The 25,419-nt window shown below is 68.8% G+C and carries 27 protein-coding genes and 1 pseudogene; 20 read left to right on the top strand and 8 right to left on the bottom strand.

Annotated features, from left to right (window positions below; genetic code table 11):
• The first annotated feature begins 4 nt into the window (after positions 1–4).
• The 10 genes and pseudogenes from OC159_RS00380 (at position 5) to OC159_RS00335 (ending at position 6,952) form a co-directional block, all read left to right on the top strand.
• Complete coding sequence (locus OC159_RS00380) at positions 5–502, top strand: urease accessory protein UreE (RefSeq protein ID WP_265499171.1); 498 nt, start codon at positions 5–7, stop codon at positions 500–502.
• A complete protein-coding gene (locus tag OC159_RS00375) occupies positions 489–1,130 on the top strand; it encodes an urease accessory protein UreF (RefSeq protein WP_322626700.1) in 642 nt (213 codons plus the stop codon). The genes OC159_RS00380 and OC159_RS00375 overlap by 14 nt, the downstream gene beginning before the upstream one ends.
• The gene (gene ureG / locus OC159_RS00370) at positions 1,127–1,750 is read left to right on the top strand and encodes an urease accessory protein UreG (protein WP_265499169.1); all 624 of its coding nucleotides are present in this window, start codon (positions 1,127–1,129) and stop codon (positions 1,748–1,750) included. Before OC159_RS00375 ends, ureG begins: the two co-directional genes overlap by 4 nt.
• Before the next feature lie 54 nt (positions 1,751–1,804).
• Positions 1,805–3,096, top strand: a pseudogene (urtB, locus tag OC159_RS00365) (urea ABC transporter permease subunit UrtB); the annotation flags it as partial.
• Position 3,097: 1 nt separating this feature from the next.
• Positions 3,098–4,291 carry an ABC transporter permease subunit gene (locus OC159_RS00360; protein WP_265499168.1) on the top strand — a complete coding sequence of 398 codons (1,194 nt, stop codon included), beginning with the start codon at positions 3,098–3,100 and terminating at the stop codon, positions 4,289–4,291.
• Entirely contained in the window at positions 4,288–5,028 is a 741-nt protein-coding gene (urtD, locus tag OC159_RS00355) for an urea ABC transporter ATP-binding protein UrtD (RefSeq protein ID WP_265499167.1), read from the top strand. Before OC159_RS00360 ends, urtD begins: the two co-directional genes overlap by 4 nt.
• Before the next feature lies 1 nt (position 5,029).
• Positions 5,030–5,737: an urea ABC transporter ATP-binding subunit UrtE gene (gene urtE, locus OC159_RS00350; protein WP_265499166.1), complete on the top strand. Its 708-nt coding sequence runs from the start codon at positions 5,030–5,032 to the stop codon at positions 5,735–5,737.
• 513 nt (positions 5,738–6,250) lie between these two features.
• The gene (locus OC159_RS00345) at positions 6,251–6,535 is read left to right on the top strand and encodes a hypothetical protein (protein WP_265499165.1); all 285 of its coding nucleotides are present in this window, start codon (positions 6,251–6,253) and stop codon (positions 6,533–6,535) included.
• A 7-nt stretch (positions 6,536–6,542) separates the two neighbouring features.
• Positions 6,543–6,701 carry a hypothetical protein gene (locus tag OC159_RS00340; protein WP_322626699.1) on the top strand — a complete coding sequence of 53 codons (159 nt, stop codon included), beginning with the start codon at positions 6,543–6,545 and terminating at the stop codon, positions 6,699–6,701.
• A gap of 50 nt (positions 6,702–6,751) precedes the next feature.
• Complete coding sequence (locus OC159_RS00335) at positions 6,752–6,952, top strand: transposase (RefSeq protein WP_265499164.1); 201 nt, start codon at positions 6,752–6,754, stop codon at positions 6,950–6,952.
• Positions 6,953–7,047: 95 nt separating this feature from the next.
• Here the strand turns inward: OC159_RS00335 and OC159_RS00330 are convergent, their stop codons facing one another.
• From OC159_RS00330 to OC159_RS00320, 3 genes are all read right to left on the bottom strand, one after another.
• Complete coding sequence (locus OC159_RS00330; RefSeq protein ID WP_265499163.1) at positions 7,048–7,452, bottom strand: hypothetical protein; 405 nt, start codon at positions 7,450–7,452, stop codon at positions 7,048–7,050.
• A 101-nt stretch (positions 7,453–7,553) separates the two neighbouring features.
• Complete coding sequence (locus OC159_RS00325) at positions 7,554–8,003, bottom strand: DNA polymerase III subunit chi (protein ID WP_265499415.1); 450 nt, start codon at positions 8,001–8,003, stop codon at positions 7,554–7,556.
• Between the two features lie 139 nt (positions 8,004–8,142).
• On the bottom strand, positions 8,143–9,615 hold the full coding sequence (locus OC159_RS00320; RefSeq protein WP_265499162.1) for a leucyl aminopeptidase: 1,473 nt from the start codon (positions 9,613–9,615) through the stop codon (positions 8,143–8,145).
• Positions 9,616–9,728: 113 nt separating this feature from the next.
• Here OC159_RS00320 and lptF point away from each other — a divergent pair, with 113 nt between their 5' ends.
• From lptF to rsmA, 6 genes are read left to right on the top strand one after another with little or no spacing between them, the layout of a single operon-like run.
• A complete protein-coding gene (gene lptF / locus OC159_RS00315; RefSeq protein WP_265499161.1) occupies positions 9,729–10,847 on the top strand; it encodes an LPS export ABC transporter permease LptF in 1,119 nt (372 codons plus the stop codon).
• Complete coding sequence (gene lptG, locus OC159_RS00310) at positions 10,844–11,953, top strand: LPS export ABC transporter permease LptG (RefSeq protein ID WP_265499160.1); 1,110 nt, start codon at positions 10,844–10,846, stop codon at positions 11,951–11,953. The genes lptF and lptG overlap by 4 nt, the downstream gene beginning before the upstream one ends.
• The gene (locus OC159_RS00305; protein WP_265499159.1) at positions 11,950–14,334 is read left to right on the top strand and encodes an LPS-assembly protein LptD; all 2,385 of its coding nucleotides are present in this window, start codon (positions 11,950–11,952) and stop codon (positions 14,332–14,334) included. The genes lptG and OC159_RS00305 overlap by 4 nt, the downstream gene beginning before the upstream one ends.
• A gap of 32 nt (positions 14,335–14,366) precedes the next feature.
• Positions 14,367–15,638, top strand: a complete 1,272-nt coding sequence (locus OC159_RS00300; RefSeq protein ID WP_265499158.1) for a peptidylprolyl isomerase — start codon at positions 14,367–14,369, stop codon at positions 15,636–15,638.
• Positions 15,635–16,600, top strand: coding sequence for a 4-hydroxythreonine-4-phosphate dehydrogenase PdxA (pdxA, locus tag OC159_RS00295; protein WP_265499414.1), 966 nt, complete (start codon positions 15,635–15,637; stop codon positions 16,598–16,600). Before OC159_RS00300 ends, pdxA begins: the two co-directional genes overlap by 4 nt.
• Before the next feature lie 43 nt (positions 16,601–16,643).
• Positions 16,644–17,492 carry a 16S rRNA (adenine(1518)-N(6)/adenine(1519)-N(6))-dimethyltransferase RsmA gene (rsmA, locus tag OC159_RS00290; RefSeq protein WP_265499157.1) on the top strand — a complete coding sequence of 283 codons (849 nt, stop codon included), beginning with the start codon at positions 16,644–16,646 and terminating at the stop codon, positions 17,490–17,492.
• 87 nt (positions 17,493–17,579) lie between these two features.
• Here rsmA and OC159_RS00285 read toward each other — a convergent pair whose 3' ends face one another.
• The 4 genes from OC159_RS00285 to speB all read right to left on the bottom strand — a co-directional run bounded on the left by OC159_RS00285 (position 17,580) and on the right by speB (position 21,620).
• A complete protein-coding gene (locus OC159_RS00285) occupies positions 17,580–18,419 on the bottom strand; it encodes a DUF4167 domain-containing protein (protein WP_265499156.1) in 840 nt (279 codons plus the stop codon).
• Positions 18,420–18,687: 268 nt separating this feature from the next.
• Complete coding sequence (gene prmC / locus OC159_RS00280; protein WP_265499155.1) at positions 18,688–19,509, bottom strand: peptide chain release factor N(5)-glutamine methyltransferase; 822 nt, start codon at positions 19,507–19,509, stop codon at positions 18,688–18,690.
• On the bottom strand, positions 19,506–20,561 hold the full coding sequence (gene prfA / locus OC159_RS00275; RefSeq protein WP_265499154.1) for a peptide chain release factor 1: 1,056 nt from the start codon (positions 20,559–20,561) through the stop codon (positions 19,506–19,508). Before prfA ends, prmC begins: the two co-directional genes overlap by 4 nt.
• Before the next feature lie 96 nt (positions 20,562–20,657).
• On the bottom strand, positions 20,658–21,620 hold the full coding sequence (gene speB, locus OC159_RS00270) for an agmatinase (RefSeq protein WP_265499153.1): 963 nt from the start codon (positions 21,618–21,620) through the stop codon (positions 20,658–20,660).
• A gap of 218 nt (positions 21,621–21,838) precedes the next feature.
• On the opposite strand from speB, the gene rpsF reads away from it, so the two are divergent.
• The 4 genes from rpsF to bmt all read left to right on the top strand — a co-directional run bounded on the left by rpsF (position 21,839) and on the right by bmt (position 24,263).
• A complete protein-coding gene (rpsF, locus tag OC159_RS00265) occupies positions 21,839–22,270 on the top strand; it encodes a 30S ribosomal protein S6 (protein ID WP_265499152.1) in 432 nt (143 codons plus the stop codon).
• Positions 22,271–22,283: 13 nt separating this feature from the next.
• Positions 22,284–22,511: a 30S ribosomal protein S18 gene (rpsR, locus tag OC159_RS00260; RefSeq protein WP_103173059.1), complete on the top strand. Its 228-nt coding sequence runs from the start codon at positions 22,284–22,286 to the stop codon at positions 22,509–22,511.
• A gap of 13 nt (positions 22,512–22,524) precedes the next feature.
• Positions 22,525–23,109, top strand: a complete 585-nt coding sequence (gene rplI, locus OC159_RS00255; RefSeq protein WP_265499151.1) for a 50S ribosomal protein L9 — start codon at positions 22,525–22,527, stop codon at positions 23,107–23,109.
• Positions 23,110–23,273: 164 nt separating this feature from the next.
• Positions 23,274–24,263, top strand: coding sequence for a betaine--homocysteine S-methyltransferase (bmt, locus tag OC159_RS00250; protein WP_265499413.1), 990 nt, complete (start codon positions 23,274–23,276; stop codon positions 24,261–24,263).
• Here bmt and OC159_RS00245 read toward each other — a convergent pair.
• The gene (locus OC159_RS00245) at positions 24,260–25,339 is read right to left on the bottom strand and encodes a PA0069 family radical SAM protein (RefSeq protein WP_265499150.1); all 1,080 of its coding nucleotides are present in this window, start codon (positions 25,337–25,339) and stop codon (positions 24,260–24,262) included. The genes bmt and OC159_RS00245 overlap by 4 nt on opposite strands.
• Between the last annotated feature and the right edge of the window lie 80 nt (positions 25,340–25,419).

The following is a 25,419-nucleotide window of genomic DNA, read 5'->3' as shown; positions in this document are numbered from 1 at the left end:
TCCCATGACCGCCACCGCCCATGCCATCATCCGCAACGCGCCCGCGCCTTTCGCCGGCGAGATCAGCCTGGATTACGAAGGCCGCCTGCTGCGGCGCAAGCGCCTGACCTTCGACGGGGGCGACTTCATGGTCGACCTGCCCGAGGTGACCAGCCTGGACGACGGCGACGCCTTCGAGCTGTCGGACGGCCGTCAGATCGTCGTGCGCGCCGCGCCCGAGCCGGTGCTGGTCATCCGGGGCAACCTGCCGCGCCTGGCTTGGCATATCGGCAACCGCCACACCCCCTGCCGCATCGAGGCCGATCGCCTGATCATCCGCCAGGATCACGTCCTGGAGGCGATGCTGCGCAAGCTGGGGGCCGAGATCAGCCACAAGGACATCCCCTTCCGCCCGGAAGGCGGCGCCTATGGTCATGGCCGCACCTTCGGGCATGACCATGGCCACCCGCACGGCGCGGGCGAGGATCACCACACCCATGCCCCGGGCCATGTGCACGGCTGACGCGGCGCGCCTGCGGCTGTGGCAGATGCTGTCGCCCGCCTTTCCGGTGGGCGGGTTCGCCTGGTCGCAGGGGCTGGAATGGGCGATGGATGCGGGGCTGGTGACGCGCGCAACGCTGCCGCAATGGCTGGCGGACTGGCTGGATCACGGCGCGGGCTGGACCGATGCAGTGCTGGTCGCTTTGTCCCTGCGGCCGGGCGCGGATCACCGGGCGCTGGACGATCTGGCCCGCGCCGCCTGCCTGTCCCGCCAGCGGCTGGCCGAGACGGTGGAACAGGGCACCGCCTTTGCGGCCAATGTCGCGGCGCTGACGGGAACCGCGCAACCCCCTGCCGTTCTGCCCGTGGCCTTCGGCCGCGCCTGCGCCGCCATGCCCCTGCCGGCTTCCGAGATCATCGCCGCCTTTGGGCAATCGCAGGCGGCCAGCCTGATCAGCGCGGCCGTCCGTTTCCTGCCCCTCGGCCCCGTCGAGGGGCAAGGGATGCTGGCCGATCTGCAGCCCCGCATCACCGCCCGCGCCAAGGTGGCCCAGGACGCCTCCGAGGCCGATCTGGCCAGCACCGCCTGGGGGGCCGAGATGGCCGCCATGCGCCACGAAACCATGACAACAAGGATCTTCCGCTCATGAGCCTTCACGGACCTCTGCGCGTCGGCATCGGCGGCCCCGTCGGCGCGGGCAAGACCACGCTGACCGAACAACTGGCCCGCGCGCTGGCACCGCGCCTGTCCATGGCCGTCGTCACCAACGACATCTATACCCGCGAGGATGCCGAGGCGCTGATGCGCGCCCAGGTCCTGCCCGTCGACCGGATCAGGGGCGTCGAGACCGGCGGCTGCCCCCATACCGCCATCCGCGAGGATGCCAGCATCAACCTGGCCGCCATTGCCGACCTGAACGCGGCTTTCCCGGACCTGGAGCTGATCCTGATCGAATCGGGCGGCGACAACCTGGCCGCGACCTTCAGCCCGGAACTGGCCGACCTGACGATCTATGTGATCGACACGGCGGCGGGGCAGGACATTCCCCGCAAGCGCGGGCCGGGGCTGGCGAGGTCTGACCTGCTGGTCGTGAACAAGACCGACCTGGCCCCGCATGTCGGCGTCGACGTGGCGCTGCTAGAAAAGGATGCACATGAGGCACGCGGCCCCCGCCCCGTCGTCATGGCCCAGCTGCGCCACGGCGGCGGCGTCGGGCAGGTCGTCGAGTTCCTCGTCACCGAAGGCGGTCTGACCTTGCAGCCGACCTGACGCTGCCTGCGCAGCGGGCACCCGACCTGCCCGCTGCCCATTGGTGCGCCAGTCACCGCCCCGACCGAGCCGCCGGAAGGCACCAATGTCGCCCACGAACTGACGCCCGGCGACAATGACCTTTCGCGCGACGCCGCCCTGGTGCAGCTGGTGCAGCAGGACCTGCTGCAGCCGCCGCTGACGCGCGACGGGCTGCGCGCGCTTCTGGCCCAGCACATCGACGACGGCCATGTCGGCGGCGTTCCGGTGGCCGACCTGCCCTCGCCCGAGGCCCGCGACCGCGCCCATGAGGCCCTGGAGGCCGCCGGCACAGTCCCCCCCGCCGCGACCGAGGCCGAGGCCGCGGCCGCGCTGGAGGCCAGCCGCTTCTTCCAGCTTTACGCCGAAGCCGACCCCGCCGTGACGGATGCCGCCAAGGCCGCCCGGACCCGCGCGCAGGTCCGGCTTGGCGCGATGAAGGGCATCGACCTGGGGCTGGACGCGCTGTCCCTGGCCTCGATCTATTTCCTGGCCGCCATCGGGCTGGCCGTGACCTTCGGCGTGATGCGCGTCATCAACATGGCGCATGGCGAATTCATCATGATGGGCGCCTATACCGGATACACCGTGCAGACGCTGATCTCCGACCGCACGCTGTCGCTGATCGTGGCGCTGCCCCTGGCATTTGCGGTGACCTTCGGGGCGGGGGTGGTCCTTTATCGGCTGGTGATCCGCCACCTGACCCATCGCCCGCTGGAAACGCTGCTGGCGACATTCGGCGTGTCCATCGCTCTGCAGCAGCTGGCCAAGAACATCTTTGGCACGCAGGCCCGGCCCCTGACCTCGCCGCCTGGCTGGAGGGGTCGATCAAGGTCAACGACGTGATCGGGATCAGTTCGATCCGCGTGGCGATCTTCGTTTTGGCGCTGATTTTCCTGAGCCTCTTCCTCTTCATCGTGAAGCGCACCCGCCTGGGGCTGGAGGTCCGCGCCGTCACCCAGAACCCCGGCATGGCCGCCAGCATGGGCATCAACCCCGACCGCATTGCCATGCTGACATTCGGCCTCGGCTCGGGCATCGCCGGCATCGCGGGCATCGCCATCGGTCTTTTCGCCCAGGTCACGTCGGAGCTGGGCCAGGGCTATATCGTGCAAAGCTTCATGACCGTGGTCGTGGGTGGTGTGGGCAACATCTGGGGCACGCTGGCCGGGGCCACGCTGATCGGCGGGCTGTCGAAGGTCATCGAATCGCTGAACCCCGCCAACACGCTGGCGGCGCAGACCTTCATGATCCTGTTCATCATCATCTTCATTCAGTTCAGGCCCCGCGGCATCATCCTGCAGCGCGGCCGCGCAGCCGAGGCGTGACATGACCCGCAAGCCGTTCATTTTGCAGAACCCCCCCGTCCTGGTCGTGCTGGCGGTGCTGGCGGTCTTCACCGCCACGGTCACGACGCTCAGCCACGCCTACGGGTCGGGCGTCACCCCGACATCGGCGGTCAAGGTCTTCGGCATGACGCTGTGCCTGGCGCTGGCCGCCATAGCCATGGACCTGGTCTGGGGCTATCTCGGCATCCTGTCACTGGGGCAGATGGCGTTCTTCGCGCTTGGCGGCTACATGATTGGCCAATGGCTGATGTATGCCCGGACGGAAGGCATCGTCGCCGTCCAGCTGGCCCAGAACCCGATCCCCCCCACCGTGCTGGAGCTGCAACAGGCCACCGCCAACCAGATCTTCGGCGTCGTCGGCAGCGCCGACCTTCCCTCGGTCTGGAGCTTTGCACATTCCCTGCCGCTGCAGATGCTTCTGGTCGCCTTGGTGCCCGGGCTGCTGGCGCTGGTCTTCGGCTGGCTCGCGTTCCGCAGCCGGGTGAACGGCGTCTATCTGTCGATCCTGACACAGGCGATGACGCTGGCGCTTTGGCTGTTTCAGAACGACAGCGGCTTTCGCGGCAACAACGGGCTGTCGGGCCTGCAAAACCTGCCGGGTCTGGAGGGGGTCGACCAAGCGACGCTGTCGGTCTGGCTCCTCTGGACCTCCGCCGGGGCCTTGGCGATTTTTTACCTGCTGGCGGCCTGGCTGGTCAGCGGCAAGTTCGGCAGCGTGATCCGTGCCATTCGCGACGATCAGACCCGCGTGCGGTTCCTGGGCTACCCGGTCGAGGGGTTCAAGCTGGTCGTCTTCACCCTGGCCGCAATGATCACCGCCGTGGCGGGGGCGCTCTATTACCCGCAGGCGGGCATCATCAACCCGGCAGAGCTGATGCCCATCGCCTCGATCCATCTGGCAGTCTGGGTGGCCATCGGCGGTCGCGGGCGGCTTTACGGAGCAGTTATCGGGGCCGTTGTCGTGTCGCTGCTGTCCAGCTGGTTCACCGGCGGGCGGGCACCCGACCTGAACCTGGGCGTCTATGTGGTGAACTGGGTGGACTGGTGGCAGGTGGCGCTTGGCCTGTCCTTCGTGCTGGTCACGCTGTTCGCGCCCAACGGCATCGCCGGCATCTTTGACCGCCGCATGGGCCCGCCGCGCAAGGCCCGCCACCACAAGGAGGCCGAGGCATGAGCGCGCTTCTGGAAGTCAGCGGCATCAGCAAGTCCTTCGACGGGTTCAAGGCGATCAACAACCTGTCGTTCTCCATCAACGCGGCCGAATTGCGGGCCGTCATCGGCCCCAACGGCGCGGGCAAGACAACCTTCATGGACATCGTGACCGGCAAGACCACGCCGGACGAGGGCGACGTGCATTTCGGCGAAGGCAGCCGCTCGCTTCTGAAGATGAACGAGGCGCAGATCGCCCGCGCCGGCATCGGCCGCAAGTTCCAGCGCCCTACCGTCTTCGAGGACCAGACCGTCGCCGAGAACCTGACCATGGCGCTGAAGGCCCCTCGCGGACCGTTCGCGGTCCTGCGCTGGCGGCCGTCCCGCGCCTCGCAGGTCCGCGTCGAGGCGCTGGCCGAAGAGGTCGGCCTGTCGTCACAGCTGACCCGCCGCGCAGGCGAGCTGAGCCACGGCCAGAAGCAGTGGCTGGAGATCGGCATGCTGCTGGCCTCGGCCCCCCGCCTGCTGCTGGTCGACGAACCTGCCGCCGGAATGACCCTGGCGGAACGGGAACAGACGACGACGCTGCTTTGCAAGCTGGCGGAAACGCGGGCGGTGGTGGTCGTGGAACACGACATGGACTTCGTGCGCCGCCTGAACTGCAAGGTGACCGTGCTGCACCAGGGGTCGGTCCTGGCCGAGGGCAGCTTGGATCACGTGACCCGCAATCCCGACGTCATCGACGTCTATTTGGGGCGATAGGATGTTGAACGCGACGAACCTGACCCTGCATTACGGCGGCAGCCAGATCCTGCACGGCATCGACATCAATGCCCGCCCCGGCGCCGTCACCTGCGTGATGGGCAACAATGGGGTCGGCAAGACCTCGCTGATGAACCTGCTGGCAGGCCGGCATCCCCGGTCTGGCCGAGAGATGACGCTGGACGGCAAGCCGCTTGGCCGTCTGACCGCCCAAAAGATGGCTCGGCTTGGTGTGGGCTATGTCCCGCAAGGGCGGGCGATCTTTCCGATGCTGACGGTGCGAGAGAACATGGAGACCGGGCTCGCCTGCCTGCCCCGCGCCGACCGCCGCATCGCCGACGAGATCTTCGACAGCTTCCCGATCCTGGCCGACATGTTCCACCGGCGCGGCGGCGACCTGTCCGGTGGCCAGCAGCAGCAGCTGGCCATCGCCCGCGCGCTGATCACCAAACCCCGCATCCTGCTGCTGGACGAGCCGACCGAGGGCATCCAGCCCAACATCATCGCCCAGATCGGCCGCGTCATCGCCGCGCTTCGCGACCGCGGTGACATGGCGATCGTTCTGGTCGAGCAGTTCTTCGACTTCGCCTGGAGCCTCGGCGACGATTTCCTGGTGATGGAGCGTGGCCGTGCGGTCGTTCAGGGCCCGAAGACTTCGCTGCGGCGCGAGGATCTGCACGCCCGCTTGGCCGGACACGCCGCCGCATGATCGGCCCGCGACAGTCGCGCCCGGCCCTGCCGAATGGCGTGCACTCGCACGGCCCGCGCAGCGTGCCAGGCGCATCGGCAGCAACAGCTTTCGCCGCCGGGCACTGCACCCGTTCTTTACCGCACCGCCCCTCCGCATGTCTTGCGCAGGGTCGAACCGCAACGCTTGCAGGCATCAGGATCAACGATGACCGTCCCCCCCCCCCCGAGCCGGAACGCGCAGATGTCGCAAGAACCTTTTGGCGGCGTTGTGCAGGCGCGGAGTCGCGAGATTTCGGCGAAACATCTTGGTCCGGACGCTCAAGGCTTGTCTTATGCCGATCCCGGCTCTTACGCGAAGAAGAGCCACTGCACGCCACGCCATGCATGCGTGCATTGGCGGTGGCTGGATCGTCAAACGCCTGGTCGTGAGGGACCGTTTTAAAGTCTGATCAGCCATCGTCTTCGCCTGGGGCCTGGAAGGATACAGAGCGGCGCTAAGCCCTCTACGGCAAGCATAAGACACGCGAAGACGATGAAGGATACCATCGGAATAGACATCTCGAAAGCCACGCTCGATGCTTGCCGCCTGAGCACCGATAAGGCGGCGCAGTTTCCCAATTCTGCGGGCGGCCTGCGCGCGCTGCGCCGTTGGATCGGCAAGCAGATGCCAGAGCTTGTTGTTTTTGCGGCGACTGGTGCAAATCACGCTGCGCTTGAACGTCATTTTGCCGAAATCTTGCCTCTGGTGAAGGTAAACTCGTTGCAACCGCCGCTTTGCCCAAGCCCGCGGAACACGAGCCAAGACCGACGCCGTTGATGCGCGGATACTGGCCATGATGGGCGCGGCACTGGAACTTGTGCCGGACGCTCCAGAAGACAAAGAACAGTCTGATCTCAAGGAGTTGCAGGTCGCCCGCATGGCGCTGATCAAGGAGCGGACACGCCTGCTCAACCGGTCCAAAACACAGACCCCACCCTCTTGAAGCGTCAATCCAAGGCGCGCCTTGAGCAAGTAAAGCGCCAATTCCTCGAGATGGAAGAGGCGCTGCTGGACCTCTTGCTCCGGTGCCCGAAACGCGCCCGCGCCTTCGCGGTTCTCTTCTCGATCCCGGTGTTGGGACGGATCACCGCTATAGCCATGCTTGTCGAGTGTCCCGAGATCGGCACCATGAACCGAAAGCAGATCGCCAGCCTTGCTGGCTTGGCACCATTGGCACGGCAACCTGGCCAGTGACGCGGCAAGGCATTCATCCAAGGCGGGCGCAAGTTCCTACGCGACGCGCTCTAGATGCCCGCGCTTGTCGCCGCCCGCCATAACCCGGATCTCCGTCAAAGATACCAGACCATGATCAAGGCAGGAAAACCCGCAAAGGCCGCCCTTACCGCCCTCATGCGAAAACTGATCGAGCTGGCAAACGCACTCGTCCAGCAAGACTGCAATTGGACACCAAAAACGGCTTGATCAAAGGGGTACTTAACGAAGCGAGCGCCAAGCGACTCGCGCTGAAGCTGCTGGTCCTGATGCAGTATGGCAAGCGGATGCCAAGGGTTCCGGATCAGCCACGGCACTCGGATCTGCTCGAGTGATGTCTGGATCTCGACTCTCCGTGTCCCATCTGGACGTCGATGCGGGATCATATGCAGATGGTCATTCATGTGGCCACCGCGCCGAGCCGACTGTCGCGAGAACGTGTCGATTAGGGTCATGGAGAAGGCGTCCACGGCATCACGCATAGCAAGCTGTGCGGCAAATCTGCTGATTTGCGCCGCGCCGTCGTGAACCGAGACCCCTTGCGCCCGCGACAGCTGGCGTTGGCGGTCTCAGGCCGCCGGATTCAGCGCTTGCGTTCCCAGCGGCCCGATTCCTCGGACCAGTACTCGGCCTCGACAGCCGCGGCGGTCAGGGCGCGCCATTGGTCGCGGGCGCGGTCGACGGCGGCGCTATCGCCGCCGTCGAAGATGATGCAGGTGCGGTTCAGCGCGGTCGTCTCGGGCGGGGCGACCTCCACGCCGTCGATCGCCATGAGGCAGGACGGCGCGTTCTGAGCCAATTGCCCCGGCACCGTCAGAAGCACCGGCTGGCGCGCATCGTGCGGCCCGCCGGCCCGGCCGTGCGGCAGGAACCCCTCGGCTTGCCAGAGCTGCTGGTCCAGGCGGTCCAGCCGCCCGGCGTCCGGCCCGCGCAGCTCGACCCGCCACCCTGCCGCCAGCGCCTTGGTCAGGAGGACCGGCAGCAAGACCTCGGCCGGCGAACGGGTGAGGTGATAGAACAGCGCCTTGCCCATCAGCCGGTTCCAGCCGCGACGGCGGCTTTCATGTCGCACTCCCCAGCGGCGCAGGGCCGCAGGACGCCCGCCGGCGTGGCGCGGCGGCGCGCCGCACGGGGGTGCCGAAGTCCCGCGGGCATCGCGGCCGGCAGAGCGGTCACCGGCCCTCGTACTCGTCGCGCACCAGGCGGTCGAGCGTCATGACGCCCCAGCCCGTCGCCCCCTTCGGCGCAAGATCAGTGGCCTGCGGCGGCAGCGTCACGCCCGCGATGTCGATATGCGCCCAGGGCTGGCCGTCCTTGATGAAGCGCTGCAGGAACTGCGCTGCCGTGATCGACCCCGCCGCGCGCCCGCCCGAGTTCTTCATGTCCGCCAGCCGCGACTTGATCAGCGTATCATAGGCCGGGGCCAGCGGCAGGCGCCACGCGCCCTCGCCCTCGGCGCGGGCGGCCGACAGGATCTCGTCGGCCAGCGCATCGTCGTTCGAGAAGACGCCGGCATGTTCATGGCCGAGGGCGACGATCACGGCCCCGGTCAGCGTGGCCAGGTTGATGACCGCCTTGGGCTGGAAACGGTCCTGCGCGTACCAGAGCACGTCCGCCAGCACGAGCCGCCCCTCGGCGTCCGTGTTCACGACCTCGATCGTGTCGCCCTTCATCGACTTCAGGACGTCGCCGGGGCGATAGGCGCCGCCGTCCGGCATGTTCTCGACTAGGCCCACGAGGCCCACGACGTTGGCCTTGGCACGGCGCAGCGCCAGCGTGCGCATCGTGCCCGCGACGACACCGGCGCCACCCATGTCCATCGTCATCTCCTCCATGCCCGCACCGGGCTTGATGGAGATCCCGCCGGTGTCGAAGACGACGCCCTTGCCGACCAGCGCCAGGGGCGCCTCGTCACCGCCGCCGTTCCAGCGCATGACGACGACCTTCGAGGGGCTTTCGCTGCCCTGCCCCACGGCCAGCAGCGCGCGCATGCCCAATTCCCGCAGCTGGTCCTCTTCCAGAACCTCGACCTCAAGCCCGATCTCCTCCATCGCCTTCAGGCGGTCGGCGAAATCGGTGGTGGTCAGGACGTTGGCGGGTTCGTTCACCAGGTCGCGGGTGAAGAACACGCCTTCGGCGAGGGCAGCCGAGTCGCCGGCGCTGCGGGCCAGCGCCTCGGGGTCCTTGACCATGAAGGTCACGCGGGGACGGCCGGCGGGTTTCTCGCCCTCGGGTTTCGTTTTGTAGGCATCGAAGTCATAGCCGCGCAGCGCCAGCCCCAAGGCCACCTCGCCCGCGAGCTTATGCCCGCCGGCCAGGACCAGCGTGTGCCCGTCGCCCAGCTTGGCGCCGATGGCGGCACCGGCGCGGCGCGCCTCGGCCTGGGTGGCGCTATTGGGCAGCATGACCAGCATCAGCGCGTCGGCGGCCATGCCGGCGGGGAAGGCCAGCTCCAGCGTCTGGCCCGGCTTCAGCGCCTGCCCCGCCTTTGAGTCGAGCGCCCGCGTCGCCGCCTCGCGCAGGCCGCGCGGCAGCTTGCCGGGCAGCTTTCCCCCCGCTGCCAGAACCAGCGCGACGCGCCCCTGATGGTCGGCCAGCTTTTCGGGCGCGGCTTCGGTGAAACTGATTTCGACAGGCTGGGTCATCTGGAGCGGTCCTCTCGTCTGGTTCGGCCGACCCTAGCCCCCCGTCCGGCCCTTTTCCAGAGCCGCCCTTGCGGCTAAGCAAGGCGAAACGTTTCGCGCGAAGAAGGCCGCCCATGCCCCGGATCGACCGCTATATCCTTGGCCAGCTGCTGATGCTGTTCGGATTCTTCGCGCTGGTGCTGGTGTCGGTCTACTGGATCAACCGCGCCGTCAGCCTGTTCGACGACCTGCTGAACGACGGCCAGACGGCGCTGGTGGTGCTGGAATTCACGGCGCTGACGCTGCCCCTGGTCATCTCGGTCGTGCTGCCGGTGGCGGCCTTCGCGGCGACCGCCTATGGAACGAACCGGCTGTCGGGCGAATCCGAGCTGGTGGCCATGCAGTCCGCTGGCTTGTCGCCCTGGCGGCTGGCCCGGCCGGTGCTGGTCTTCGGCCTCTTTGTCGGACTGATGGTCGCGGTGCTGGTTCACGGTCTGGTGCCGATGGCGCGGGCGCGGCTGGCCGACCGCAGCGCCGAGATTGCCGAGAACGTGACCGCGCAGTTCCTGCGTCCGGGGTCGTTCCAGTATCCGACGGACGACGTGACGCTGTTCATCCGCGACGTGGCCGCCGACGGACGGCTGCTGGACCTCTTCATCGAGGACGCGCGTGATCCCCGGGACCGCGTCACCTATACCGCGCAAGAGGCGCTGGTGGTGCGAACCGATACGGGGCCGGTGCTGGTCCTGCTGGAAGGCATGGCCCAGAACCTGCACGCCGGCACCGACGGTCCCCGCCTGTCCGTGACCCGGTTCGAAGAATTCGGCTATGACATCGGCGCGATGTTCGGCGGGCGCGGCAACCGCGGGCGCGACCTGCGCGACTATGGCACCCTGCGGCTTCTGGACCCAGACCCGCAGCTTCTGGACGCCACCGGCGCCACCCCCGCCGACGCCCACCGAGAGGCGCACGAGCGCATTGCCCAGCCCCTGCTGTCGCCGGTCGCCGCAATGATCGGCTTTGCCACGCTGATGATCGGCAGCTTTTCCCGCTTCGGCGTCTGGCGTCAGGTGGGCTGGGCGATCCTCGGCCTGATCCTGGTGCAGTTCCTGTCGAACGCGGCGGCGAACCAGGTCGGCCGGAACCCGGCGCTGTGGCCGCTGCTCTATCTGCCGGCGCTGGTGGGCACGGCGCTTTCGGCGGGGCTTTTGTGGTTCGCGGGCCGCCCGCGCGGGCCGAGGGTGGCGGCATGATCCTGGCCGGCTATGTCGCGAAACGCTTTCTGCGCAGTTTCCTGCTGATCGCGGGGGTCTTCCTGCTGATCCTGTTCCTGATCGACATGATCGAGATGATCCGCCGCTTTTCGGACCGCGGCATCGGCCTTGGCGGCGCGGCGCGGCTGGCGGCGCTGAACATCGCCGGCAGCTTCTATTCCATCCTGCCGCTGATGACCGTGCTGGCAGGCATCGCGCTGTTCCTTGGACTTGCCCGCAGTTCCGAGATGGTGGCGATCCGCGCGTCGGGGCGGTCGGCGCTGCGGGTGATCACCGCGCCGTCGTTGACGGCGGTCGCCGTGGGGGCGCTGACGGTGGGGCTCCTCAATCCGCTGGTGGCGGCAACGGGCGCGCTCTATGACGATGCCGTGGCCGAGATCGACCGCGCGGGCAGCCAGACGGTCAGCGTGGGCGACAGTGCCGTCTGGCTGCGCCAGGCGATGCAAAGCGATGGCGAGGAAGCCGGCCAGATCGTCATCCGGGCCAGCCGGGCCAGCCCGGACGCCGTCACCCTTTATGAGGCAAGCTTCATGGTCTTCGGCGCCGATGCAGGCCCGATCCGCCGGATCGAGGCGCGCAAGGCCCGCCTGATCCCCGGAGCGTGGGAACTGACGGACGTAGCGGATTTTCCGCTGAACAGCGGCAACCCCCAGGCCGAGGTGCTGCGCAGCGAAACACTGCGGCTGGCGTCGGATCTGACGGCGCAGCGCATCCGGGAAGGGTTCGGCCGGCCCGAATCGGTGCCGGTGTGGCAGCTGCCCACCTTCATCGCGGGGCTGGAGCGCGCCGGCTTTTCCGCCGCCCGCCACAGCGTCTGGTTCCAGATGGAGCTGGCGCGCCCGTTCTTGATGGCCGCGATGGTGATGATCGCTGCCGCCTTCACCATGCAGCACGTCCGTGGCCGCAACACCGGCGCGGCGGTGCTGGTGGCATTCGGCGCCGGGATCGCCCTGTTCTTTCTGCGCAATCTGGCGCAGGTTCTTGGGGATAACGGTCAGATTTCACCGGCCATGGCGGCTTGGACCCCGCCGCTGGTCGGCGCCCTGCTGGCCATGGCCCTGATCCTGAAACGGGAGGACGGATGACCCCGCGCGTGCAGAAGACCCAGCCCCGGGCACGGCTGCTGGCCGCGGCGCTGGCCGGCGCCACGGCGCTGGCCTCTCCGGCTGCGGCGCAGACGCTGTTCGACACGCCCGGCGAGGTTTTGCCCGACATGCCGGGCGCGCCGATGGGGGATCGCGGCGTGTCGGCGCTGGCCCCGGCCGCGCCGAGCCTCGGCAGCGACCCGGTGGGCGACCGCACGCCCTCGGTCATGGCGCCGGCCAGCGCCGCGCCCGACACCCGCCTGACGCTGCCGGGCACCGACCTCTCTGGCGGCGAATCCAGTCCGGCCACGGTGCTGGCCGACAACGTGGTGCTGCGGGGCGACCGGACATTGGTCGCGGCAGGCGGCGTGGTGATCTGGCACCAGGGCGCGCGGCTGGTTGCGTCCCGCGTCACCGTGGACGGGGAAACCGGTGCGCTGACCATCGAAGGCCCGATCCACCTGTCCCGCCCCGGCGCCGCCGATCCGGAAGCCGAGGCCGTGCTGATCGCCGATTCGGCGCAACTGGACCAGGACCTGCAGAACGGCATCATCCTCGGCGCCCGCCTGGTGCTGGCGCGGGAACTGCAACTGGCGGCCACCCAGCTGGAACGGCGCGACGACGGCCGCATCAGCGAACTGAGCCAGGTCGTGGCATCGTCCTGTCAGATCTGCGCCAGCGACCCGACGCCCCTGTGGGAGATCCGCGCCCGCCGCATCACCCACGATGCCCAGACACGGCTGATCACCTTCGACCACCCGCAGCTGCGCGCCTTCGGCATCCCCTTGGCCTATGTGCCCTTCCCCGTCACCGCCCCCGACCCCACGGTGGAACGGCGGTCGGGCTTCCTGCGCCCCGAGTTCCGCACGACCTCCGGCCTGGGATTCGGCATCAAGCTGCCCTATTTCCAGACGCTCGGCGACAGCGCCGACCTGACCTTCACGCCCTACCTGTCGCTGGACCGCACCCGCACGCTGGAACTGCGGTACCGCCAGGCCTTCGCCAACGGCGCGACCGAATGGAACGGCGCCATTACCCGCGACGATCTGAGAGAGGGGGACACGCGCGGCTACCTGTTCGGCATCGCGCGCTTCGACCTGCCGCGCGGCTACCGCCTGGGGGTGCAGCTGCAGTCGGCCTCGGACCGGGCCTACCTGCTGGATTACGACGTGACCGACGCCGACCGGCTCTGGAGCGGCGTCACGCTGGAACGGGTGCGCCGCGACAAACTGGTCTGGGGGCGGGTCGGCAACTACGAATCGCTGCGCGAGGACGAAGATGGCGCGACCTCGCCCGCGCAGGTCGCCGACGTCGTGTGGATGCGCCGCTTCTCTCCGGGGCTGGTCGGAGGCCAGGCGGTGCTGGAATGGTCGGCCCATGCACACCGCCGCCCGTCGGACCGCGACCGGATCGGGCGGGACATGGCGCGCGCCTCGGTCGGGCTGGACTGGCGGCGCAGCCAGATCCTGCCGGGTGGCGTCGTCGCGGCCGCGCTGGCCGGGCTGGACGCCGACATCTACCGCGTCGCGCAGGACGACCGCTACGACGACATCGTGACGCGCGTCGACCCGCAGGTGGGGGTGGAGCTTCGCTGGCCCCTGGCGACCAGCCGCGGCGGCGCGACCCACATGGTCGAGCCGGTCGTCCAGGTCCTCTATACCCCGCGCGGACAGGACGACGACATCCCGAACGAGGACAGCCGCCTGATCGAGTTCGACGAGGGGAACCTGTTCTCCGACAACCGCTACCCCGGCTGGGACGTGCGGGAAACCGGGCTGCGCGCCAACATCGGCCTCACCTGGACGCGCATCGACCCTACCGGCTGGACGATCGGCCTGACGGGCGGCCGCGTCGTGCGAAGCCGTGAGGCCGACAACTTCGCACCCGGATCGCCGCTCGGCGGCCGCAGCTCTGACTGGCTGGTCGCGGCGCATTACGACAGCGGAGCCGGGCTCGCGGTCGCCAACCGCGCGCTCTTCGACGACAGCTTCGCGATTTCGCGCAACGAGTTGCGGGTTGGTTGGCTGCGCCCCGACCTTCAGGTCTCGGCCGGCTATCTGTGGATCGACCGCGACGAGGAAGAGGGCCGGGAGGTCGATGCAAGCGAGCTGATCGGAAATGTCGGCTGGCAGATCGCCGACGGCTGGTGGGGAGAGGCCGAGACGCGCTACGACTTTTCGGCCGACCGGGCGCAGCGGGCATCGCTGCAGGTCGCCTATCGCAACGAATGCATCACGGTGGAAACCGGACTGTCGCGGCGCTTCACGACGTCCGACCTGGTCAGGCCGGAAACCAGCTTCGACCTGTCGATCCGGCTGGAAGGGTTCGGACAGCGACAAGACGCGCCGGGCACGGTGGCGCGCCGATCCTGCATGCGCTAGTCTGCGGGCCAAGAACCAAGATGAGGGCAGCAATGCGGCACTTCCTATCGGGTATCGCCCTGGCGGCGGTGATGGCCACGGGCGCCATCGCCCCCGCATCAGCGCAGAACCTGTTCACGCCGGTCGTCTATGTGAACAACAGCGCCGTCACCCGATTCGAGGTCGACCAGCGCGTCCGCTTCATGCAGGTGATCGGCGCCCCCGACGCCACGCCGCAGGCCGCCGAACAGGCGCTGGTGGACGACCGCCTGCGCCTGCAGGCGGCACGCGACATCGGCGTCGAGATCACGCCCGAGCAGCTTCAGCAGGGACTGGAGGAATTCGCAGGTCGGGCCGGCCTGGACGCCGCCAGCTTCATCGCCCAACTGGAAGGGGGCGGGGTCGAGGCGGGCGTCTTCCGCGACTTCGTCGAGGCCGGCACCGCGTGGCGCCAGGTCGTCCGCGCCCGCCTTCTGCCGCAGATCGAAATTTCGGATGCCGAGGTCGACCAGGAACTGCAGCGCGCCATCGAAACGCCCGTCATCGACCGGGTCCTGCTGTCGGAACTGATCATTCCCGCCCCTCCGGGTCAGGAGGGCCAGGCCCTTGCGCTGGCCGAACGCATCGCCGCGTCGCGCCCGACCGAGGCGCAGTTCGCCGAAGCCGCGCGCCAGTATTCGGCCGTGCCCTCGGCCGAGGCCGGTGGCCGGCTGGAAATGCTGTCGCTGGACAACCTGCCGCCCTCGCTGCGCCCCATCGTGACGGCTCTCCAGCCGGGCCAGGTGACGCGTCCGCTGCCCGTCGAAGGCGCGGTGGTCCTGTTCTTCCTGCGCGACGCGCAGGGCACGCTGCGCCCCGGCGCCCGCGAACAGGTGCTGGAATACCTGACCCTGCGCATGGCCTCGGTTGCCGAGGCCGCGGCACTGGCGGCCCGCACACGCAGCTGCGACGACCTTTACGTGCAGGCGGGCCCCGAGGCATCCGCCCAGGTGCAGCGCCAGACCGTGTCGCAGGCGCAGATCCCGACGCTGGTGGCGACGCGCCTCGCCTCGCTCGACGCCGGAGAGGCGGGCGTGGTCCCCGTCGGCACGGCAGCCGAGTTGGTCGTCCTCTGCTCGCGCCAGCCAGCCTTGGCCGCCGAGGCCGATGTCGCGACCACCGCCTTGCCCGCCGACGGCGTCGAAGCCGCGGTGCCCCAGCCGGATACCCCTGGCATCCCGACCCGAGAGGCCGTGCGCGACCAGCTCTTCAACGCCAAGATCAACGCGGCGGCCGACGGGCTTCTGGCCGACCTGCGCGCCGATGCCGTGATCCGGCGCCCCTGATGGCGCGCGTGCTGCTGACCTGCGGCGAACCCGCGGGCATCGGGCCGGAACTGGCGCCGCTGGCGCTGGCCTCGGGCGTGGACACCGTCTGGATGGGCGATCCGCGCCACCTTCCGCAAGGCACCGCCTGGACCGAGGTGCAGTCGCCGTCGGACCCGGTGGCGCCCGGACATCTGCCGGTGCTGCGCCACGGCTTCGCAGGCCCCGCCACGCCCGGCACCCCGGATCCGGCCCATGCGGCCGACGTGATCGGCGTCATCGCCCGCGCCGTCGACCTGGCCATGTCAGGCGAGGTCAGCGCCATCACCACGGCCCCGATCAGCAAGCAGGCGCTGAAGGAAGGCGCAGGCTTCGCCTTTCCTGGCCATACCGAATACCTCGCGCACCTGGCGGGCGATGTGCCAGTGGCCATGATGCTCGCCTCGACCACGGTGACGCCGCCCTGCCGGGTGGTGCCGGCCACGATCCACATCCCGCTGCAGGATGTCCCCGCCGCCCTGACCGCCGACGCGCTGGAAGAGGCCATCCGCCTGACCCATGCCGGCCTTCGGCGCGATTTCGGCCTGACCTCGCCGCGCATCGCCGTCGCGGGCTTGAATCCCCATGCCGGGGAGGGCGGCACGATGGGCCGGCAGGACGGCGACATGATCGCCCCTCTGGTCGCCCGCCTGCGCACAGAAGGCCTGAACGTAATCGGCCCCCTGCCCGCCGACACGATGTTCCACCCCCCCGCCCGCGCAACCTATGACGCCGCCGTCTGCGCCTATCACGACCAGGCGCTGATCCCGATCAAGACGCTGGACTTCGCCGGCGGCGTGAACGTGACACTGGGCCTGCCCTTCATCCGCACCTCGCCCGATCACGGCACCGCATTCGACATCGCGGGACGCGGGCTGGCCGATCCATCCTCGACTATCGCGGCGCTTCGGCTGGCGCAGGACATGGCGAAGGCCCGCGGATGACGCCGAGCCTCGAAAGCCTGACCCTTCTGCGACAGGCGCTGACATGATCGACAACCTCCCCCCGCTGCGCGAGGTCATCGCGACCCATGACCTGCGCGCAAAGAAGCAGCTGGGCCAGAACTTCCTTCTGGACCTGAACCTCACCTCCAAGATCGCCCGGCAGGCGGGCGACCTGACGGGTTGCGACGTGCTGGAGATCGGCCCCGGCCCCGGCGGCCTGACCCGGGGTCTTCTGGCCGAAGGCGCCCGCCACGTCCTGGCCATCGAGAAGGACCCGCGTGCCCTGCCCGCGCTGAAGGAGATCGCCGCCGCCTATCCCGGCCGGCTGACGGTCATCAACGGCGACGCGTTGCAGATCGACCCGCTGGCGCATCTGACGCCGCCGATCCGAATCGCCGCGAACCTGCCATACAACGTGGGAACCGAACTGCTGATCCGCTGGCTGACGCCGCGCGACTGGCCGCCCTTCTGGCAGTCGCTGACGCTGATGTTCCAGAAAGAGGTGGCCGAGCGGATCGTCGCCACTCCGGGCTCGAAGGCTTACGGCCGACTGGCGCTTCTGGCGCAGTGGCGCGCCGACGCCCGCATCGTCATGTCCCTGCCGCCCGAGGCATTCGTGCCCGCGCCCAAGGTCCATTCCGCCGTAGTCCACCTGACCGCGCTGGCCCAGCCGCGGTATCCGGCCGATCCGGCGGTGCTGTCGCAGGTCACGGCGGCCGCCTTCAACCAGCGGCGCAAGATGCTGCGCGCCAGCCTCAAGGGGCTGCACCCGCAGATCGAGCAGCTTCTTCTGTCGGTCGCCATCCCCCCCACCGCCCGCGCCGAGGAGATCGACCTCGGGCGCTTCTGCGCACTGGCTCGCGCCCTTTCCGCCGCCCGCTCGGCGGTTTGAAGCCGCCGACAGCAAAAGGGGCCGCCAGCGTTGCTGCGGCCCCTTCCGTTTCTCGAAAAGTCCTCAGGCCAAGACGCCCTCGTGGGATCAGTCCTGGTCGCCACCGGTCGGCGCAGGTCTCTCCACCGGCGGACGATCGACGCCTTCGGCGTCCCCGTTCGAGGGTGCGGCGTCCGCGGCAGGCTTGCGGCGGCTGCGGGGCTTGCGCTCAATCGCCTCGGCTGCCGGTTTCTCGGCCGCGGGGGCACGGGGCGTCCGCGGCCGTGACGTACGGCTGCGCGCAGGCTTCGCTTCGGCCTCGGGGGTGCTGACCTGTTCGGCAGCGTTCTCGTCGTGGGACTGCACGACCTCGGGCAGGCTCGGCGCCTCGACCGGAGGCAGCGCTTCGGTCGGCTCGGGACGGGCCTCGGCGCGCGGCCGCTGATCACGCTGCTGCTGATCCCGGGGTTGCTGCTCGCGCTGCGGGTCGCGCTGCGGGTCGCGGGATTGCTGATCGCGCTGCTGATCGCGCCCCCCGTCGCGGCGCGCGTTCTGGCCGCCGTGGCTGTCACCCTGCGCATTGCCGCCGTGATAGCCGTGGCTGCCGCCGCCGTTCCCATAGCCGTGGTTCGAATAGCCGTGGTCGTCGTCGGACTGCCGGCCCTGCGAATGGCCTTGGCCCTGCGCCTGGCGCTCGGCCATCTCGCGCTGCGCCTCGCCCAGCATCCGCGTGTAATGCTCGGCATGCTGCAGGAAGCTCTGCTCGGCCACCCGGTCTCCCGAAAGCTGCGCGTCGCGCGCCAGGGTCAGGTATTTCTCGATGATCTGCTGGGGGGTGCCGCGCACCTTCCCCTCTGGCCCCGAGCTGTCAAAGACGCGGTTGACGATGTTCCCCAGCGTGCGCTGGCGGTTTGATTTGCTACGCGAGCGGGATTTTGATGATCTCATCCGTCTGTCTGTAATGTTACTGATCGTCAGGGTGCCAGAATGAACTGGACGGCGGTGTCGAACGGCTACGGGGGCGGGTGACCTCTCCGTTCAGCCCTGCCTCGCCGAGGATCGGACGCAGCGTGCGCCCCTTCGGAATCGGCAGTGTCAGGCTGACCCATGCGACGGCGGTTGGCCTGTCGCACATGGCTGACTAATCATGCCGCGCAAGCCAAGACAAGGGAAAACTGCTGAAAATGCCCCGAATCCGGCATCAATTCGCCGCGGATCATGCGAAATCCGCCGTCACCACGCGGTCCCGGCCGTCCAGGTCGGGCAGCACGCGCGTCCGGGCGCCCGAGGCGCGGAAGATGGCGGCGACATCGTCGGCCTGTGTCGAACCGATCTCGACCAGGACGGCACCGCCAGGCGACAGCACGCCCCGCGCGCCCGCCGCGATGGCACGATAGGCGCTGAGCCCGTCGCCGCCGTCTGTCAGCGCTCCCCTCGGTTCCCAGTCGCGGACATCCGAGGCCAGCCCCGCCATCTCGGACGCCGCGATATATGGCGGGTTCGACACGATCAGGTCGAAGGAACCGCTGATGCCTTGATACCAGTCAGCCTGCCGAAACCGGGCGTTCACGCCGATCCGGCGGGCGTTGAAGCGCGCCACCTGCAGCGCAGCCTCGGACAGGTCGGTGCCGGTTCCCGTGGTCCCGGCGCGCGCCGCCAGCAGAGAGATCAGGATCGCGCCCGACCCGGTACCCAGGTCCAGCACGGTCTGCCAGGGACGCGCCAGCGCCGCCTCGACCAGGGATTCGGTTTCAGGCCGGGGGTCCAGCGTGTCGCACGTGACCTTGAAGCGATGCGCCCAGAAATCGCGGAAGCCGACGATCTGCGCCACAGGCTGGCGCAGCGCCCGTGCGGCGATGCCTCGGTGGAACCGCGCCGCCTCGTCCGATGTCAGGGCGCGGTCGTCGGTGATCCGCAGCTGCCCCGGCTCAATCTCCAGCACCGCCGCCAGGATCCGGTCGGCGTCGCGCGATGCGGCCTCGATGCCGGCGGCCTTCAGCAGCGCCGCACCCTCGGCCTGCGCCTGCAGCAGGTTCATTGCGCCACCGCCAGCCGGGCCGCCTGGTCATGGGCGGTCAGCGCGTCGATGATCTCGGTCAGGTCGCCCGCCATGATCCGGTCCAGGGCATAGAGCGTCAGGTTGATTCGATGATCCGTCATGCGGCCCTGCGGGAAGTTGTAGGTGCGGATACGCTCGCTCCGATCGCCGCTGCCGACCTGGGACTTGCGGTCGGCCGCCCGTTCGGCATCGGCCGCCGCCCGCTGCATGTCGTAAAGCCGCGCCCGAAGGACGGCCATCGCATTCGCGCGGTTCTGGTGCTGCGACTTCTCGCTGCTGGTGACCACGATCCCGGTCGGCAGGTGCGTGATCCGGACCGCCGAGTCGGTCGTGTTCACGTGCTGGCCGCCGGCCCCGCTGGCCCGCATCGTGTCGATGCGGATGTCGCCGGCCGGGATGTCGACCTCGGCATCCTCGGCCGCCTCGGGCAGAACCGCCACGGTGGCGGCGCTGGTGTGGATGCGTCCGCCCGACTCGGTTTCGGGAACGCGCTGGACGCGGTGAACGCCGGATTCGTATTTCAGCCGCGCAAAGACGCCCTCGCCCTCGATCCGGGCAATGGCCTCCTTGACGCCGCCCAGCTCGGTCTGCGTCAGTTCCAGCAGCTGGAAGCTCCAGCCCTGCGCCTCGGCGTGGCGCCGATACATCGACAGCAGGTCGCCTGCGAACAGCGCGGCCTCATCGCCGCCAGTGCCGGGACGGATCTCGAGGATCGCGGGCCGGGCATCGGCGGCGTCCCGGGGCAGCATGGCGATGCGCAGCGCCTGTTCCAGCGCCGGCATCTCCTCCTCCAGCCGCCGCAGTTCGTCGGCGGCCAGGTCGCGCATCTCGGGGTCTTCCAGCATCGCGCGCGCTTCCGACAGGCCCTCGCGCGCGGCGCGCCAGCGGCCCACCTGGTCGACCACCGGCTTCAGCTCGGCATATTCGCGGCTGATCTTCGCGATCTGGTCGGGCGCCGCGCCGGCATTCAGCTGCGCCTCGAGAAACTCGAACCGCTGGACGATCTGGATCAGGCGATCTTCGGGCAACATGATCGCGCCATACCCCCGACCCCGCGGCAGGACAAGCCGCCCGCCACGTTCTTCCGTCCGAAAACACCAACCCCGCGCGATATACCCCCGCGCAATTCAGCCACGGCGGTTCCAGCCCAGCAACGCGATCAGCTCGACCGCCACATGCGCCCCGGCGATGGCCGTGGCGCCCGTCGTGTCATAGGGCGGAGAGACCTCGACCACGTCGCCGCCGATCAAATCCACCCCGGCCAGCCCGCGCAGCAGGGCCGCGGCCTGCCAGCTGGCCAGCCCGCCCCAGACCGGCGTGCCCGTTCCCGGCGCAAAGGCTGGGTCCAGGGCGTCGATGTCGAAGGTGACATAGACCGGGCGGTCGCCCACGACCTTGCGCACCCGCGCCAGCGTCGCATCCACCCCGTCCCGGTGGACCGAGGCCGCGTCGAGGATCATCACCCCCAGGGTGTCGGGATTGTCCGTCCTGATCCCTACCGACACGCTGGCGGCAGGATCGACGAGCCCCTGCCGGATCGCCTTGTAAAGAAACGTTCCGTGGTCGATCCGGTCGGGATCGTCGTCCGCCCAGGTGTCGGAATGAGCGTCGAACTGGATCAGCGCCACCGGCCCCCGCCGCGCCGCCACGGCCCGCAGGATCGGCAGCGTGATCGAGTGATCGCCCCCCAGCGTGACCGGCGCCGCCCCGGCATCGAGGATCGCCCCAAGATGCGCCTCGATCCGGCCCGGCACCCCGCGCGTGTCGGCATAGTCGAAGGCCATATCACCGCAGTCGACCACGTCCAGAACCGAGAGCGGGTCATAGCCCCAGCCATAGGGCGCGTCGAACGCCTGCAGGGCCGACGCCTCGCGGATGGCGCGCGGCCCGAACCTTGTGCCGGGGCGGTGCGTCACCGCCTGGTCGAACGGGATGCCCGTCACCGCCACGTCGACGCCCGCGAGGTCCTTGGTATAGCGACGGCGCAGAAAGCTGGTGGCGCCGCCGAAGGCGTTCTCGAAGGACAGGCCCCGCAGCTCTTGCCGCGTGAACGCCTGATCCACCTGGGTCTTCGCGTCTTCCAGCGCCATGCCGTTCCCTCCCTGTCGCCGCCGCAGACTGCCCGCAGCCCCGATCCGCCGCAAGTGCCGACGGGTGCCGCCCGCCGCGAATCACCTTGCATCCGCAGGATTTGCTGCTATGGAACCCTATCCTTCCGCCTGCTTCTTGTGTAACGGCGCAGCCTCTCGTGACGGGTGCGGAAGGGACGGCCCGTCGATGAAATGCGCAGAAAACCGAAAGGATCGCCATGTCTCTGTACGAGCATGTGCTGATCGCCCGCCAGGACCTGTCGAACACGCAGGCCGAAGGGCTGATCGAACACTTCTCGACCATTCTCGCCGATAATGGCGGCAAGGTCGTGGACCACGAATACTGGGGCGTGCGCACCCTGGCCTACAAGATCAACAAGAACCGCAAGGGCCACTACGCCTTCCTGCGTTCAGATGCGCCCTCGGCCGCCGTGCAGGAGATGGAGCGTCTGGCCCGCCTGCATGACGACGTCATGCGCGTGATGACCATCCGCGTCGACGAACACCAGGACGGCCCCTCGGTCCAGATGCAGAAGCGCGAAGAGCGTGGCGACCGCGGCGACCGTCCGCGTGGCGACCGTGATCGTGGCGACCGCGGCGATCGTGGTGACCGGGGCGGCGACCGCGGCGAACGCCGCGAGCGGAACTGAGAGGATCTGAACCATGGCGAACAAACCGTTCTTCCGCCGCCGCAAGGTCTGCCCGTTCTCGGGTGAGAATGCCCCGGCGATCGACTACAAGGACACGCGCCTGCTGCAGCGTTACATTTCCGAACGCGGCAAGATCGTGCCCTCGCGCATCACCGCCGTTTCGGCCAAGAAGCAGCGCGAGCTGGCCCGTGCGATCAAGCGCGCCCGCTTCCTCGCCCTGCTGCCCTATGTCGTGAAGTAAGGAGACCTGAAAGATGCAAGTCATCCTGCTGGAACGCGTGGCCAAGCTTGGCCAGATGGGCGACGTCGTGAACGTCAAGCAAGGCTATGCCCGCAACTTCCTGCTGCCGCAGGGCAAGGCGCTGCGCGCCTCGGACGCGAACATCAAATCGTTCGAGAACCGCAAGGTCCAACTGGAAACCCAGAACGCCGAATCGAAGGGCGAGGCCCAGAAGATCGCCGAAAAGCTGGACGGCCAGACCTTCGTGGTCATCCGCTCGGCATCCGATTCGGGCGCGCTCTACGGTTCCGTCACCACGCGTGACGCCGCCGACGCCGCGACCGATGCCGGCTTCACCGTCGACCGCAAGCAGGTCGTCCTGCGCGCGCCGATCAAGGATCTGGGCCTGCATGACGTCACCGTCGTGCTGCACCCGGAAGTCGAGGCGACGATCACCATGAACGTCGCGCGCTCTGCCGAAGAGGCCGAGCTGCAGGCGCAGGGCAAGTCCATCCAGGATCTGGCCGCCGAAGCCGATGCCGAAGCCGAGTTCGAGATCGCCGAGCTGTTCGACGACATCGGCGGCGCCGATGACGGCGAAGGCGACGACCGCAACTGATCCTGACCTTCAGGACCGGATAAAATTCGCCGCGCCGGGAAACCGGCGCGGTTTTCCGTTCGTTCATCTGCAAACCGAGATCCCGGGACAGCGAAGACGACATGGACCTGATGATTGGAACCGCCGATGCCGGGTCTATCCGCCCGGCTGAAAGGGACGTGAACATGACGGACGCGCTAAGCCGGATGCTGTCCACGCGCGACGTCGTCCTGGCGGACGGGGCCACCGGAACCGCGCTGTTCAACATGGGCCTTGATGGACGCACGCCACCGGAACTCTGGAACGCCAGCCACCCCGACCGCATCGCCGTGCTCTATCGCAGCGCGATCGAGGCCGGGTCCGACCTGTTCCTGACCAACAGCTTCAGCGCAAACGCCAGCCGCCTGCGCCTGCACGACGCCAGCCACCGCGTGGCCGAACTGAACCGTCTGGCCGCAGAAATCGGCCGCGACGAGGCCGACCGTTCCGGCCGGTCGGTCGTCGTTGCCGGCAGCATCGGCCCGATCGGAGAGATCATGGCCCCCGTCGGCGGCCTGACCCATGCCCGCGCGGTCGAGATGTTCCACGAACAGGCCGAGGGGCTGCGCGATGGCGGCGCGGACATCCTGTGGGTCGAGACGCTGTCCTCAGTCGAGGAACTGCGCGCCGCAGCCGAAGCCGCGCGCCTGACCGGCATGGCCTGGTGCGGCAGTCTCAGCTTCGACACCGCCGGCCGCACCATCATGGGCGCGACGCCGCCGCAGCTTTCGGCCGCGGTCGAGCGTCTTCCAAACCCGCCGGTCGCCTATGGCGCCAATTGCGGCGTGGGCGTGTCGGACCTTTTACGCACCATCGCGGGTTTCGTGGCCTCGGGCAACGAACGGCCGATCATCGCCAAGGGCAATGCCGGCGTTCCGCACCTGCAGGACGGCCACATCCACTATGACGGCACACCTGACCTGATGGCCGACTATGCGTGTCTGGCCCGTGACATGGGCGTGCGGGTGATCGGCGGCTGCTGCGGGACGATGCCCGAACATCTGCGCGCCATGCGCGAGGCGCTGGAGACGCGGCCCAAGGGTCCGCGCCCGTCACTGGACCAGATCACCGCCCGGCTTGGCGCCTTCAGCAGCGCCGGCGGCGGCGACGGGCTGACCATCGGCCTTCGCCACTAGAACAGCGACAGCTGGTCGCCGGCGCGCGGCGGCGGCCCGAAGCGAGAGCAGTCCAGCGCCGGGCTGCCCTCGCGGTAGCCAAGCCGCTTGCGCGCCAGACGGAACCGCTGCAGCGCCAGTTGCGCCTCGATCCCCTCGCCCTTGAAGCGGTGGCCGAAGCGCGGGTCGTTGTCGCGACCGCCGCGCATCGCCTGCACCCGGTTCATGACATGCGCGGCCATCCCCGGACGGTGCCGCTCCAGCCAGTCGCGGAAAAGGGGCGCGACCTCGTAGGGCAACCGCAGCGGGATCATGCTGGCGGTGGTGGCGCCAGCCTCGGCCGCGGCGGACAGGATGCGCTCGATCTCGGGCTCGGTCAGGACGGGGATCACCGGGGCGACCATGACGCGGACGGGAACGCCCGCACGTGCCAGATCGCGGATCATCCGCAGCCGGGTGGACGGTGCGGGCGCCCTCGGCTCCAGCTGGCGGGCAAGGTCGGCGTCCAGCGTCGTCACGCTGACCCCGACCGCCGCCTGGTCCCGGGCCGCCATCTCGGCCCAAAGGTCCAGGTCCCGCAATACGGTCGAGCCTCGGGTGACCAGCGTCACCGGATGGTTCCAGTCCCGCAGCACCCGCAGGATGCCGGGCATGATCGCCAGCTTCGCCTCGACCGGCTGATAGGGGTCGGTGTTGGTCCCAAGTGCGATGGGGGCCGGACGATAGGACGGGCGCGCCAGTTCCCGTGCCAGCAATTCCGGCGCGTCGGGCTTGGCGGTGATCTTCGTTTCGAAATCCAGGCCGGGAGAGAGGCCCAGGTAGGCGTGGCTGGGCCGGGCATAGCAATAGATGCACCCGTGTTCGCAGCCGCGATAGGGGTTGATCGACCGGTCGAAGCCGATATCGGGCGAGGTGTTGCGGGTGATGATGCTGCGAGGCCGCTCGGCCGTCACCACGGTACGCACCAGGCTCTCATCCTCGGGGATGTCCCAGCCGTCGCTTTCACGGACGCGGCGCTCGACCTCGAACCGGCCCTCGGGGCGGGTGTCGGCACCACGGGCCTTCAGGCGCTGGTCGGGGTTGCGGGGCGGAAGCATAGCGACATTTTAGAACGGACAGGGAACATCTGCAAAGCCCGTTTTCGGGTTGATGTTCGGCAGGGGCGTTCACATCTTGG

This window comes from Paracoccus beibuensis (genome assembly GCF_026162625.1).
Classification (GTDB): Bacteria; Pseudomonadota; Alphaproteobacteria; order Rhodobacterales; family Rhodobacteraceae; genus Paracoccus; species Paracoccus beibuensis.
This window is presented reverse-complemented; position numbering and strand designations above follow the sequence as displayed.